The sequence below is a fragment of the Aquimarina spinulae genome (assembly GCF_943373825.1).
Taxonomy (GTDB): Bacteria; Bacteroidota; Bacteroidia; order Flavobacteriales; family Flavobacteriaceae; genus Aquimarina; species Aquimarina spinulae.
This window is the reverse complement of record NZ_CALSBP010000002.1, coordinates 1,001,938-1,015,846: the sequence shown is the minus strand read 5'-3', so window position 1 is coordinate 1,015,846 and position 13,909 is coordinate 1,001,938. Positions and strand designations below refer to the sequence as shown.

General features: G+C 33.0%; 11 protein-coding genes. 10 read left to right on the top strand and 1 reads right to left on the bottom strand.

The annotated features are described in order from the left end of the window. Window positions 1–20: 20 nt before the first annotated feature. A complete protein-coding gene (locus NNH57_RS10050; protein ID WP_108807727.1) occupies window positions 21–914 on the top strand; it encodes a nuclear transport factor 2 family protein in 894 nt (297 codons plus the stop codon). A 137-nt stretch (window positions 915–1,051) separates the two neighbouring features. Then, the gene (locus NNH57_RS10045; protein ID WP_074408950.1) at window positions 1,052–1,258 is read left to right on the top strand and encodes a tautomerase family protein; all 207 of its coding nucleotides are present in this window, start codon (window positions 1,052–1,054) and stop codon (window positions 1,256–1,258) included. A gap of 266 nt (window positions 1,259–1,524) precedes the next feature. Here the strand turns inward: NNH57_RS10045 and NNH57_RS10040 are convergent, their stop codons facing one another. Beyond that, window positions 1,525–2,202, bottom strand: a complete 678-nt coding sequence (locus tag NNH57_RS10040; RefSeq protein ID WP_108807728.1) for an HAD family hydrolase — start codon at window positions 2,200–2,202, stop codon at window positions 1,525–1,527. 866 nt (window positions 2,203–3,068) lie between these two features. Between NNH57_RS10040 and NNH57_RS10035 the strand changes: the two genes are divergently transcribed. The 8 genes from NNH57_RS10035 (at window position 3,069) to NNH57_RS10000 (ending at window position 13,907) form a co-directional block, all read left to right on the top strand. Beyond that, entirely contained in the window at window positions 3,069–3,548 is a 480-nt protein-coding gene (locus NNH57_RS10035) for a glycine-rich domain-containing protein (RefSeq protein WP_108807729.1), read from the top strand. Window positions 3,549–3,550: 2 nt separating this feature from the next. Beyond that, a complete protein-coding gene (locus tag NNH57_RS10030) occupies window positions 3,551–4,471 on the top strand; it encodes a hypothetical protein (protein ID WP_108807730.1) in 921 nt (306 codons plus the stop codon). 69 nt (window positions 4,472–4,540) lie between these two features. After that, window positions 4,541–6,916 (top strand): TonB-dependent receptor, encoded by a 2,376-nt coding sequence (locus tag NNH57_RS10025; protein ID WP_074408946.1) that lies wholly within the window; start codon window positions 4,541–4,543, stop codon window positions 6,914–6,916. A gap of 16 nt (window positions 6,917–6,932) precedes the next feature. After that, window positions 6,933–8,117, top strand: a complete 1,185-nt coding sequence (locus tag NNH57_RS10020; RefSeq protein ID WP_108807731.1) for a hypothetical protein — start codon at window positions 6,933–6,935, stop codon at window positions 8,115–8,117. A gap of 7 nt (window positions 8,118–8,124) precedes the next feature. After that, entirely contained in the window at window positions 8,125–8,826 is a 702-nt protein-coding gene (locus NNH57_RS10015) for an ABC transporter ATP-binding protein (protein WP_074408944.1), read from the top strand. A 4-nt stretch (window positions 8,827–8,830) separates the two neighbouring features. Next, on the top strand, window positions 8,831–10,264 hold the full coding sequence (locus NNH57_RS10010) for an ABC transporter permease (RefSeq protein WP_074408943.1): 1,434 nt from the start codon (window positions 8,831–8,833) through the stop codon (window positions 10,262–10,264). Then, a complete protein-coding gene (locus tag NNH57_RS10005; RefSeq protein WP_108807732.1) occupies window positions 10,261–11,700 on the top strand; it encodes a DUF3526 domain-containing protein in 1,440 nt (479 codons plus the stop codon). Before NNH57_RS10010 ends, NNH57_RS10005 begins: the two co-directional genes overlap by 4 nt. Next, window positions 11,697–13,907, top strand: a complete 2,211-nt coding sequence (locus tag NNH57_RS10000) for a DUF5916 domain-containing protein (RefSeq protein WP_074408941.1) — start codon at window positions 11,697–11,699, stop codon at window positions 13,905–13,907. The genes NNH57_RS10005 and NNH57_RS10000 overlap by 4 nt, the downstream gene beginning before the upstream one ends. Window positions 13,908–13,909: the final 2 nt, after the last annotated feature.

The window sequence follows — 13,909 nt, the reverse complement described above, 5'->3', positions numbered from 1 at the left end:
TTTGAATTAAAGCATCTCAAATGCACAACGGGTTAATATATCTCATTGCTGCAATTTTTAATTTAACCACATACAAAAATGTAGATCAACTTATAAAGAAAAAGTATATGAACAATAAAGAAAAGGCTAAAGCGTATCATACTGCGGTTAGCCAGTACAATGAATCAATAATAAAGGAAATGGTTCATGAAAACTATATCCAACACAATCCTAGGGTTCCGTCGGGAAGAGCAGCTTTTATTTCTATGATACCTAAATTAAAAGAGTATGGTAGTAAAATTGAAAATATACGCATGTTAGAAGATGATCAGCACATAATTATGCATCACAAATGGATAAATGCTACTCCTTTTGGGTTTAATGAGGCAGTAGCTTTTCATATCATTCGTTTTGATTACCATGGCTTAATTGCCGAACACTGGAATGTTATGACAGCAATAGCTCCCCCAAACTTATCTGGTAGATCTTTATTTGACGGTGAGACCAAAATAAAGGACCTAAAGAAAACAGAAAGTAATAAATCTATAATCACCGAGCTATTTAGTACGCTAACAAACAAAAATGTAGAAACGATAGTAGAAACCATACCAAATTTTTTTCAAACTAATTTTCATCAACATAATGTAGCACTGGCAGATGGAGTTCAGAATCTTATTCATGCAATTCAAGATGAATCACTTTTTCCTCGTTATAAAAAACAGCATGCCGTTTTTGGAGAAGGAAACTTTGTTCTATCCATTAGTGAAGGAGTTTTTGCCAGAAAAAATTCTGCATTATATGATCTGTTTAGATTAGAAGAAGAAAAGATCGTAGCACATTGGAGCATTTATCAAGATATCCAAACCCAAAACCTTGCTAATAACAATACTATGTTTAACTTTAAGATGGTATCATCCCTAAATGCATGTAAGTAAAAATACCAAAGATTCGATTTTTAATGCCAATCTAAAAGCGGGCAGGAGGTACAAAAATAATAGGCAAAGTATAGTTCGAAAGACAAAATAGAAACTTAATATAAACCGTTTTATTCTAAAGCAAAAACCTAAACAATATGCCATACATATCATTTGAATCAACTAAACTCGAAAAAGAAATTAAGCAGAAACTAATTGAACAATTAACAGAAATATCTGCAGATATTACAGGTGTTCCAAAAAAATTATTCCTAGTTTCAATAAAAGAAATCCCGGATGATGACATGGCCGTTGGAGGGAAGACAGTAAGAGAGCTAAAAATAATTAATAAAACCAGTAACTAGCAATAGCTCCTAGCATAAGGACTTTTCAGCAAGGTAGAGATTTACGAGTACAAGTAGGACATTTTTTGAGACTTATACTATATTTTTAAGTGATAAAATTCTAGTTCGACTTCTATAGTAGTTTTGTGCCCAAAAAGAGCTTTATTTAGCTGTATCACAATCTGATACAGCTAAATAAAGCTCTTTTTTTGAGAAGATTTAAAGTTTATTTGATGTATTATCAAGAAGAAAGAATATCATATTCCTAAAAAATGTGTTAGGGTTGTTTAAATTTGTTTAGAAAATGGCAGGAATTCTATGAGTTCTTTTGGACTTCTTATCATGTAATTAGGAGATAAGGATACCAGGTTTTTTTCATCTCTAAATCCCCATGTTACTGCAATACTATCAACACCCGCATTTTGAGCTGTGATTATATCAACGTCTGTATCACCAACAAATACTAATTGATCCAGAGGGATTTTTAATAATTTCGATAGATCCAAAACCCCACTGGGGTCTGGTTTTTTGTATTTATCAGACTGACCTATAATATGACTGAATTTGATATCTGGAAAAAAATGGCTTGCACATTTAAGAGTTAAATCATGTAATTTGTTAGATAATAGAGCGAGTGTTATTCCGGCAGATTGTAAATCTATTAATACATCCATTATGCCAGCATATGCTTCAGAATGTTGAGTGTATAAATTTTCATATTGCAAATGGAACTCATGGAGTAAATGCGCTATCAATTCTTCAGTTCTATGCTCAGAAGGAACGGATAGGGTTACAAAGTTTTTTGCTCCGTTTCCAATAAATTCACGATAGTTTTTCATGGTATGAATCGGAAATTTATTTTTTTCCAAAAGCTCATTCATGATATGACTATATGTTCCTAATGTATTTAAAAGGGTTCCGTCTAAATCAAAAATTATCCCCTTGTATTGTTTTTTAATTTGCATACTGTGAATGTTGTTTTTTAAAAATTTAAATAATGCTAATAGATTGATAATAAGTTATTTGCGGTTATTATTAAGTGTTATTTTAACCTGTTGCGTGTTTAGAAAAATTATGCAAACCACTAAAAGTTGATTAATTGTAATTAACGCACAACTTTAGAGCAAATTATAATAAAGTATTAGAAATCTTAAAAAAAATAGAAGTAAAATCTAACGATTTACATTAACATTTTAGTACAAGAACCATATGTTTTATAATAGAAATTTTAAATCATTATCTGCATGTATTACTAAAACTTTATTTATATAAACCAATTAACATATTTCAATCCTACAAATAAAATTAATTCCCTCAATGTATTCTCAAAAAGTATAGATCTAAAATTATAAAGAGCTTTGATAACCTAATTTAAATGTATTAAAATTTGACATAATCAAAACGAAGAATACACTAAGATAATGGATTCATCATTAGGGTATTTGCTAGATTTCATCGATCGAGTTAATAACATAAAGTTTCGAAAACTCACCAAAAAATGGGACTAAGCCATTAACAATTGAAATCATTTTTTTAACATTTCTTTAAATGCAACATTGTTGCTTCTGAAAAACAGGTTCTCTATCTTGCAACACTGTTGCAACAAAGGGCGAGCCGAAAACCTTAAAAAATAGAGTAGGTATAATCTTAATTTATGTAATCATGAAAATTAACAAAGAAGCACTAATCTCTCAGATTCTGGCCGAAAAATCAGCAAATCCAGTTGGAGGTACGCATTGTAGTAACTGTGGACATTGTTCATCTACATTGTAGACATTGTATTGCGGTAGTGCGATTTGTCGTACTACCGTTTTAAGGAAACATTTTAACCATGAAAAAATTAGATAAAAAACAGCTAGCAAATATTCTTGAGTTTAGAAACGAAGACATTATTTCGAGGTTTAATGATATGTACCAGTTAGAAACCGAAGAAGTACGGGACATTTTTAATGAAACCCTCAAATTTCTATTTATAAGTCAGATTCCAGGAGTTTTTATACCAGATGATCTTCTGATTATCGACGAAATGTGGCATAATATGATTCTTTTTACTCCTCAATATCACGAGTTTAGTAAGGAGTACTTTAACACAGCTTATTTTCATCATGTTCCTGCTTCAAAAAAGGAAAAAGAAGATCGTAAAAGAAATATGATGAAAGACCCGGAAAAAGCTAAACAAGAGTATTTAAAAAAGTTAGAGTTTTTACTATCTGTGACCTATGATTATTTGGGCGAAAAAACAGTTGAAAAATGGTTCAGGCAGTATGCAAGCCAATATAGTAAAGAACAGCTTAAAGCATTAAGAAAATAGTCATGAGTATTTTTCCAAAAAGAGCTATCCCTGGTAAGACCGTTACTATTCACTGGAACTTTAATATCTCTGCCTTAAAAAATGTACATGTGTTTCCTTGGGTTAGAATTGGTGTTAAAGACCCTAACGGAAATGTTACGATGCTTTTTGAAGAACATGTTTTAGGATTACCAGACCCTATAAACGAAGAAACAAAACAGGAAAAACAAACACTTAAATATTTAAATAAAAATGTTCCGTTACTGTTATTAGCAGATTATTTGAGCGGAGCTTGTAAAAGAGAACGATTAATACAAATACTCAAGAATATTCAATCCGGAAGACATTATTATTTTACATACACAATTCCTAAGGATGCACCTTTAGGGAAATACACCCTTGTTTCAGAAGTACATAGTTCTGGAGAAATAAAGCATTCTAAAACCGCAGCTGATGATTTCTTTTTTGTTGAAAAAATAACATTGGATAAGATTATAGAAGGTGAAAAAAAGAAAGCTGTAATTATGAATCATTCACCAGAGAAGACTCCTGTAAAAATTGTTGAATGTTATCAAAATACACAAGAAGAATTAGAAACTAAAGTACGTGTTTTTGAAATCGAACCGCTACAAGAAACAACGCTAGAGCTTTCTTCGGATCAAGAATTTCTATTATACAATGAAGAAAGAGAAGTGATCTCTCTAACCAATTTATCATCATCTTATCTATTACGAAACCAACAAATACTCGAATTACGTAAAAATGATGGATTAACCTGTTTGCTAAAAAAAGATATAGATGAAGCCTATCAATTAACTGCCGAAACAAAGCAGTTATGGGATAGATCAAATGGATTACTTCATAAAGATCAAATGTCTGAGAAAGAAAAAGTAATTTTTGAGGAAATGAGTTCAGAAGAATTGATTCAGGAAATTACTTTATAAAAAATGACATTCTATTCTTAAAAAACCAGAATACATACTTAAATACAATAAATCGTCTACCACTTCTATATGCAATATATCTCATATCTTATAATTGTTTTTTTACTAATCCCAATCATTTCTATAGGTCAGGAAGGAGTAATTTCTGGTACGATAACCAACGAAAAAGGAACTCCTTTATCTACTGCCCATATATATATTCCTGAAATGAATAAAAGTACTGTATCCGATGATTCAGGTACTTTTAGGATAGAACATTTAAGATCAGGGGACTACCAAATTGTAATATCTCATATAGGATACCAAACGCAACAAAAAACGATAACACTACTTAAAAATCAACCCAAAATAAAAGTAACAATTCGCCTAGCTAAACAACTTGATGAATTAAGTGAAGTAACACTATTAAGTACATCTGAAGCGACAAAAATTAGAAATAGCACAACAACAGTATCTGTTATAGAAGCCAAAAAACTTAATAATAGATCTGTCACTACATCTGATCTTTTAAGTACAGTACCGGGAGTACAGATAAGACAGAGTGGGGGAGTTGGAAATGCCACCGAAGTATCTATTCAAGGGTTAAGCGGCAGGCAAGTAAAACTATTTGTGAATGGAGTTCCTATGGATTTTTTACTTCCAGTAGAAGAGTTAGGAATAGGCCCCTCTCTGGCTATGCTTCCTGTTAACCTTATTAAACGAATGGAAGTATATAAAGGTGCAGTTCCTGTAAGTATGGGAGCAGATGCATTAGGAGGTGCTATTAATATAGTTACAAGAAAAGAGAAGTATGATTTTTTTGACACATCTGTAGCGTATAGTTCATTTAATACATGGCAGGCAACAGTAAATGCGAGAAAAGTAATGCCCTCTGGTTTAACAGCTGGGTTAACAGGGTATTATACGTATTCAGATAATAATTACAGACTAAACGATGTAACACTTATTAATGAACAAGGTAATCCGGAATCAATTTCTGCAAAAAAATTTCATGATGCTTTTAGAAGTTATATGATAAAAGGTGATGTAGGGTTGATAGACCAATCCTGGGCAGATTATATAGCACTCAATTTTTCTTATGCAAATTTATATGATGAGATTCAGCATAATTTCGAAATGAGACAACCTTATGGAGAAGCACTTAACAAAGTTTCTGTACATAATAATGCATTACAATATGAAAAAAAAGATCTTATAAAAAATCTTGATGCTAATCTTTACATAGGGTACAATAGAATCATTACCAATTTTAATGATACAACACTTAATATATACAATTGGAGAGGAGAAGTTATTGGGCAGAGAACCTCTGGAGGTGAGATCACACCTTCTCAAAATAAATTAAAACTTACCGGGGATAATATTTCGGGAAGAATTAATCTTCAATATAATGCCAATACTACTTCACGCATTCTCTTTAATGGTGTGGCTTCCTTTTTTGAACGATCAGGAGAAGATCCCGTTGCAGCTGCGTTTTATGGAAATGATTACTATAAAAACCCTGTGTATATCAATAAAATTGTTAGTGGGATAGGTCTGGAAAAAGATTTTCTGGATAAAAAAATAGTAAGTCACAGTGCTGTAAAATTATATCACTATAACGCAAAAGGTTTTGAAATTGAAAATAATGAAATCGATGAGATAGAACAGCAAAATACAGAATTTGGAGGAAGTCAATCCTTTTCCTGGAGACCTAATCGCAATTTTTTAAGTAAACTATCTTATGAGTATGCCACAAGGTTACCAGATAGAATTGAAACTTTAGGAGATTTTAGTGTCGCAGTAGCGGCCAATCCTAATTTAAAACCCGAAAGAAGTCATAATATTAATCTTGGTGGGAGTTTTAAAAAAGAAACATGGAGTGTAGAAGCTAATGGTTTTTTTAGAGAAATAGAGAATATTATTATACTTCAAGCAGTTCCTCCTCCTGTTTTGAGTACCTATCAAAATTTATTAAAAACAAGAATTATAGGAGTCGAAGGCGAAATTAGCATGCGGCCATTATCATGGTTAAATATTACACTAAATGGCACTTTTCAGGATTTACGAAACCGATCCAAAAAAGAAGCTTCAGGAGTATCTAATGATCGCTATTTTGGGGCTCGATTACCAAATAAACCGTACCTGTTCGGAAACGGAGAAATTCAAATTATCAGAGATAGTTTGATGAAACCTAATGACCAATTACAAGTATGGTGGTCTACCCGTTATGTAGAAGAATTTTTTAGATATTGGGAGATTGATGGACGAAAAGAAGATAAACTAGTCGTACCAACTCAATGGCTTCATAATATAGGGATTGCATACACAGGAAAGCATAAGCAATATACTGTAACTCTCGAAACTCACAACATATTTGATCAACAAGCCTATGATAATTTTGGAGTTCAAAAACCAGGAAGATCATGGCATATTAAATTAAAAACCTCACTATTTAAATCATAATACAAAAACTATAGTAATGAACACGAACACGTTAAAAAAAGCAACACACATACTTTTTGCAGGATTTATTTTTACAACAATAAGTATACTATCAGGATGTAAAAGCGATGATAATTCTATTCCTCCAGAAGAAACAACGGTAAAAATAAACCATGGCCTGGCCATAGTATCAGGTGCAGGAGATGTAAAAACGACATTTTTACAAGGACTTACAGATCTTAATCAAACTTCGATAGATAATACCAATGGTACAGAAGTAGGACAGTTTTCTTCTATATACTCAGACGGGAAATCGATGTTTACAGCAGGTTTTGGTGCTCCCGCAACTATGAAAAAATTTGTGTTTGATAAAACTGGTAAAGCGGTTTTGGATCAAGAAATAATAATTCCAGGATCTAATTCTTTTTCTTCTCTCGAGATCCTTAATGAAACTACAGGTTACGCTACAGTTGGAGGTGGAATATCTAAAGTTATTCAATTTGATCCTACTACGATGAGAATTACAGGAGAAATAAATCTAAAAGATGCTGGGGATGGCCTTTTTTATTCCGATATGATTATAAGAGATACCAATTTATTTATCGCACTTAATGATTTTGGAGGATCAGGTTCTGCTAAGATTGCTGTGGTAGATTTAAATACAAACACCTTAAGTAAAATTATAACAGATGATCGTACAGCCACACTTTTTAATACACTTACTGCCGAAATTATGACTACAGATGCTCAAGGAAATATTTATGTTCAGGCTTCGGGGCTGTTTAGTGGTAAACCTAGTGGTGTTCTTAGAATCAAAGCAGGAGAAACAGAATTTGACGCAGATTATTTTTTCGATCTGAAAGCTGCCACTGGTAATACGTGTTTTGGATTATATCATTTTAGTAATGGAATGGTATGTACTACCGTTTCAGAAAATGATGATAACTTTTTTGGTACAGATGGAGCTAATCCTTCTTTTAGATATCGAAAAATTGATCTTTCTAAAGCTCAAGATTTAGGGGATTTAGAGGCCTCTCTACCTAATACATTTGCAGCATCTCGAACATCATTTATGAAACAAGTTTCTGATAATGAGGTTCTTTTTGCCATTGCAGGTACAGAAGAAGATGCTTTGTACAGTTATGAAATTAGTTCGGGTAATGTTTCAAAGAAAATGAAAAGCACCAGTGGTTATATAACAGGGTTAATCACTCTAAAATAATGTAAAAATGCTTGAAGCAATTGATTTAACAAAAAAATATGGAGATTTCACTGCTCTAAAATCTTTAAATCTTACGATAAAAGAAGGAGAAATTTTTTGCCTGTTAGGAGCAAATGGAGCAGGGAAATCGACTACTATTAATCTATTTCTAAATTTTATAGATGCAACTCATGGTAAAGCTATGATCAATAATATGGATGTCACCATGCATATTAAGGAAACCAAACAATTGCTATCCTATATTCCCGAAAACCTGATGTTATACAAAAACCTGACCGGGCTAGAAAATCTCCATTTTTTTTGTGGATTAGGCGGAGGAAATCAAAACAAAAGTGAGCTGGAAGAATTATTAACACAATCTGGCTTGCAGAAAGATTTTATACGCAAAAGAGTAAGTAGTTACTCTAAAGGAATGCGCCAAAAAGTGGGTATTGCACTGGCCCGAGCTCGAGGAGCAAAAGTATTACTGCTAGATGAGCCTACATCTGGATTAGATCCCAAAGCCAGTAATGAATTTTCTGAACTATTATTAAATATGAAAGAAAGAGGAGTAACCACATTAATGGCAACACATGATCTTTTTAGAGCAAAAGACACAGGTACACACATTGGTATAATGAAAGAAGGGGTATTGTTAGAAAAGTTTGAATCCAAAGACGTTAGTTTTCAGGATCTTGAAAAAATGTATTTGAAACATATGCACAATTGATAAGATGAATGCAGTACTACTGATTGCCAAAAAAGAAATACAAATCGCATTGCGGAAAAAGCTAATAGCTGCTCTTGCTATAGTAATCATGGGGTTACTTAGTATCGCCCTATACACAGGTTATGTAGCCTATAATCAACAACGAGTTATTATAGAACTGGCTAAACAAGAAAATAGAACAGAATGGTTAGAGCAAGGTGACAAACACCCTCATATAGCTGCTCATTATGGGACTTTTGTGTTTAAACCAAAAACTATACTAAGCTTATTTGATTTTGGATTAGATACCTATACAGGAACTTCTGTATACCTTGAAGCTCACTACCAACACGAATTTATGTTTCGTCCGGCACAAGATCATAGCAGTATGATTCGGTTTGGAGAACTTAGTGCAGCAATGGTATTTCAAATATTAATTCCTTTACTCATTATATTTTTGGCATTTACTGCATTTACCGAAGAAAGAGAAAATGGAACTCTCAAATTATTAATAAGCCAGGGAGTATCTTATTCCTCTATAATTAAAGGGAAAATAATAGCATATGTAAGTATTCTCTTTGCTATAGTGATTCCGTTTTTTGTAATCGCTTTTATTTTATCTACCGTGATAACAGATTCTGGTAGTATCCCTGATGTTGGGTTACGAGTATTATTTCTACTAATAGTGTATGCCATATACTTATCGATTTTTGTTGCTTTTTCGGTATGGGTATCTATGCAATCATCAACAGGAAGAAATGCGTTACTTACCCTATTAACCTGTTGGATTCTTTTTACCATTATTATCCCAAAAACAACGGCTAATTTTGGAGAAAGCTTCTATCCTTTACCTTCTATGAAAATGTATAGAGAAGCTATTCAAAAAGATATTAGAAATGGCTTAGATGGAAAAAATCCAAAAATTGCCCGAGAGCAGCAATTAAAAAAAGAATATTTACAGCACTATAAAGTAGATTCAATTCATAAACTACCTCTAAATTTTGAAGGAATGCGAATGCAAGCCGGAGAAGATTATGGCAATAAAGTATATGACATACATTGGGAAAGGTTAATCGATATTTTTAATCATCAGAATCGAATCAGTAGCTTATCCAGTTTTATTACTCCATATTTAGCCGTACGTAATGTATCTATGGGGCTTGCTGCTACCGATCTCAATACTTCTATTCATTTTCAAAAAATAACAGAAAATTATCGCAGAGAATTAGTTCGGAAAATGAATCTTGATATGGCACAAAACTCTAAGTATGGCGAGTTTTATGAATATAAAGCAGGTAAAAATTTATGGAAAACGGTTAAAGGTTTTCACTATAAGACAATGTCTGCGTATGAGATACTACGCCAATATCTAATAGAACTATTATCCTTATGTTGCTGGGGGGTGGTTATTTTCTTTCTTCTTAACTATTCATCACATAAAAAGAAACCAGTATTATGAGTAAAGTAACAATAACATTATTGCGTTATGAGTGGATTGCTTTTACCAGAAATACTTTTCAGATAGTTATGCTGGGCTGTACTTTTTTACTGGGCCTTTATTCAATTTATTATGGGCAATCAGAGATAAAAGTACAACGGGATACTATCCAGGATGTAATGGAAATTGAAAAAACCGAATTCCATCAATATCAGGCAAGTTTTAAAGAAGAATTAGCTTCTGTAACACAAAAAAAGAAACTAGAAATTGCTTCAGACGCCGCCTATGCATGGCATAGACATGGTTATCATGCGATTTTACACCCTCATGATTATGCTGCTTTGGCAATTGGACAATGCGATTTACATCCTTATTATTACCGTCTTACAGGAATGAGTTTACACTATCAACTTTTTGAAAACGAGATCGCAAATCCCGTAAAACTATACGTTGGGAATTTTGATTTATCATTTGTACTAATTTACCTCTTTCCTTTATTGATTATAGCATTTTCCTATGGCTTATATTCTGGCGAAAAAGAGAGTGGAGTACTACCATTATTACATATACAAACTGTAAACATCAGGAGAATTATTATAGTACGACTCATATTATATTTCTTCCTTATTACAGGATTAGCACTTCTTATTTCTATGATAGGGCTAACCACTTCTGGTAATATTATGAATTCTGAGAATAGCCTGTCGGCTCTTTTTTGGATACTTAGCGTTATTATGTATTGCGCATTTTGGTTTGCAGTACTCTTCTTTATTGTAAGTTTTAAAATGAATTCGTCTTTTACGGCGATTACGGCAGCTGGAGTATGGCTGCTCTTTCTTATAATAATCCCTGCAGTGCTTAACGTATGGGTAACTACCAGGTATCCATTAGACAGTACATCACTAGCAGAAATTACTCGCAGAACAAGTCTCGAAAATGAAGAAGATCAAAACGAAGCCAAAGAAGTTATTCAAGAATTTTTAGCACATAATCCACACCTTCAGGGATCAGATAGCCTTATCCATAATAACACACTTGCAAAAGCATATGCAGCACTAACATCCTTAAAAGATATGCATAGTAAAGAAGATGTAGATCAATATAACAATCAGGTATATCAGAGAAATAAATGGATATCAGATTTTCATTGGGTAAATCCTGCGGTAAATATGCAGAGTATATTTATTCATATTGCAAAAACAGATCTTAATACCTTTCATCAGTTTCATACTTCTATCGAATCATTCCATCGTAATATTTCAAACTTCTATTTTCAGAAATTGTTTTGGGATAAACCTATACGACGTGAGGACTATTCGCGATTACCATCCTTCAAAATCAAAACAGATGAAGTAAAATGGAGTACTCTTATTTTATTAGGAATAGTAAAAGTTAGTATCGCGACGATCTTATTTTTCGGAATAGGTTTTACAATCATGAAAAAAAAGAAAACATGAGAAATTTACTTTGTATCGTAGTAGTTATTATGCAACATATGATTGGTATTGCACAGCATACAAATCAAAATTTTCCACCCCCTAGTGATCCTCCCCAGGTTTTTGCAAAACGTGCAAAGGGTTCTATAAAAATCGATGGCAAATTAAACGAGTCTGATTGGCAGGAAGCTCCTGTTACCAAAGATTTTTTTCGAATGGAACCCCGACAGGGAGGAGTTTATACGTATAAAACTGAAGTACGTGTCTTATTTGATGAGAAACAGTTATACGTAGGCGTGTTTTGTGAAGACTCATTAGGGAGAAAAGGAGTTCGTGTACAAGATTTAAGAAGAGATTTTAGAGATGGTGAGAATGATATTTTTAGTATTCAATTAGATCCTCAAAATCTCAAACAATACTGTGTCTCGTTTCAAACCACTCCGTATGGTAATCAACGAGACTTACAGAATTTTAATGATAATAGTACCGATAATGATTGGAATGCACTATGGTCTGTGCGCACCCATAGAACCGATACAGGATACTATGCAGAGTTTGCCATACCTTTTACATCTATTCGATATGACAGTCAGAAAAAAGAAGAAGATGTTGCCTGGGGAATTACATTTAGCAGATTGGCAAGAAGAGATTATGAGCGAACCGTTTTTCCTGCCATCCCGCAATCTTTTTCTCCGTATAGGATGACATATGCTGCGCAATTAAAAGGGTTAGAACTTCCCAGTTCTGGAGCAAACCTTAGAATAGAACCTTATTCTTTATATCAATACACTACGACTAATGCAGAAGGAGAAAAAAACTCTGATAGTAAACTAAAATTTGGAGGGGATGCAAAATGGGCAATAAGTCCACGATCGGTCTTAGATGTAACTGTTAATACAGATTTTGCACAGGCAGATGTAGATAGAGCAGTTAACAACCTTGATAGGTTTAATATATTTTTTCCAGAACGAAGGCAATTTTTCTTAGAAAACTCAGGGATTTGGGCAGGAGCCTCCAATAATTTGGTTCGTCCTTTTTTTAGTAGAAAAATTGGGTTAGAAGGTAAATTTAATGCCGTTCCTGCTCCGATTAATGTAGGAACACGTTTTACCGATAGAAACGATAAAAGAACTCTGGCAGGGTTATATATCCATCAAAGAAATACCGATAATGCACCCAGTGCGAATTTTGGAATATTTCGTTACCTCCAGAATTTTGGAAAAGAAAACAATGTAGGTGTTATGATCAATCATCGCTTAGATGAAAATAGTAAAGTATTAGATGTCGAAGAAAACAATAATACAACAGCAACTATAGATGGTTTAATTCGAATAAAAAATAAATGGACAATTTCTTATCTAATTTCGTCTACATATGATAAACAAACCAATAGGTGGGGAGAAGCAGGGAGTGTTTTTTCTGGATATCGAAGCAATAAGATGTATTGGGGGTGGTCTACAAATTTTGTAAGCAAGAATTATAATCCAGGTACAGGTTTTGTCTTTCAGAATGATGTTATAAAACACAATCCTGGAGGGTATTTTATTGTAAGACCTAAAAAGCTTCCATGGATTCGTCGTTGGGATCCAGGTTTTTTTGCAAATTACTATCATGATTTTCAAAATCCCGAAAAGTTTCAGCAGGCAAGCCTGTATCTTTTTCCTGTATATGTATTTTTTAAAGACAACAGTTTTGTAGAATACTCGGTTACACCATCATGGCAAAATATAAATTTTGATTTCAAACCTCTGGGATTAGCTATCGAGCAAAAAAGGTATTTCTATACCCGACAATTTGTTCGATATAATTCTGATCGATCAAGAAAATTGTCGGCTTCTTTTAAATATGAATGGGGAGGTTTCTATAATGGAAATAGAAATACAATTACAGCTGGTATGCGATACGCTCCTTTACCTCATATTGCTTTAACTGCAGATTATGAATATAATAATCTTAGGAAAATAGGAATACTAAGAGAAAATTTAGAAACCAATTTGTATTCTGCCAGCCTTCGTTTAGCACTCTCCCCCCGAATGCAACTATCCACCTTTTATCAGTATAATTCATTTAATAAACAAGGAAGGTGGAATGCACGATTTAGTTGGGAATATATGCCTTTGTCTTTTATTTACCTGGTGTTTAACGATACTCAAATAAAATCATCATTAGATCCCATAGACAGGAACCAACAATTTATTAGTAAAATTACTTTTTTGAAACAGTTTTAGTC

What these genes read in the sequence shown, in the direction of transcription:
- NNH57_RS10050 (WP_108807727.1), top strand. Translation starts at nt 21, where the DNA reads ATGCACAACGGGTTAATATATCTCATTGCTGCAATTTTTAATTTAACC.
- NNH57_RS10045 (WP_074408950.1), top strand. Translation starts at nt 1,052, where the DNA reads ATGCCATACATATCATTTGAATCAACTAAACTCGAAAAAGAAATTAAG.
- NNH57_RS10040 (WP_108807728.1), bottom strand. Translation starts at nt 2,202, where the DNA reads ATGCAAATTAAAAAACAATACAAGGGGATAATTTTTGATTTAGACGGA.
- NNH57_RS10035 (WP_108807729.1), top strand. Translation starts at nt 3,069, where the DNA reads ATGAAAAAATTAGATAAAAAACAGCTAGCAAATATTCTTGAGTTTAGA.
- NNH57_RS10030 (WP_108807730.1), top strand. Translation starts at nt 3,551, where the DNA reads ATGAGTATTTTTCCAAAAAGAGCTATCCCTGGTAAGACCGTTACTATT.
- NNH57_RS10025 (WP_074408946.1), top strand. Translation starts at nt 4,541, where the DNA reads ATGCAATATATCTCATATCTTATAATTGTTTTTTTACTAATCCCAATC.
- NNH57_RS10020 (WP_108807731.1), top strand. Translation starts at nt 6,933, where the DNA reads ATGAACACGAACACGTTAAAAAAAGCAACACACATACTTTTTGCAGGA.
- NNH57_RS10015 (WP_074408944.1), top strand. Translation starts at nt 8,125, where the DNA reads ATGCTTGAAGCAATTGATTTAACAAAAAAATATGGAGATTTCACTGCT.
- NNH57_RS10010 (WP_074408943.1), top strand. Translation starts at nt 8,831, where the DNA reads ATGAATGCAGTACTACTGATTGCCAAAAAAGAAATACAAATCGCATTG.
- NNH57_RS10005 (WP_108807732.1), top strand. Translation starts at nt 10,261, where the DNA reads ATGAGTAAAGTAACAATAACATTATTGCGTTATGAGTGGATTGCTTTT.
- NNH57_RS10000 (WP_074408941.1), top strand. Translation starts at nt 11,697, where the DNA reads ATGAGAAATTTACTTTGTATCGTAGTAGTTATTATGCAACATATGATT.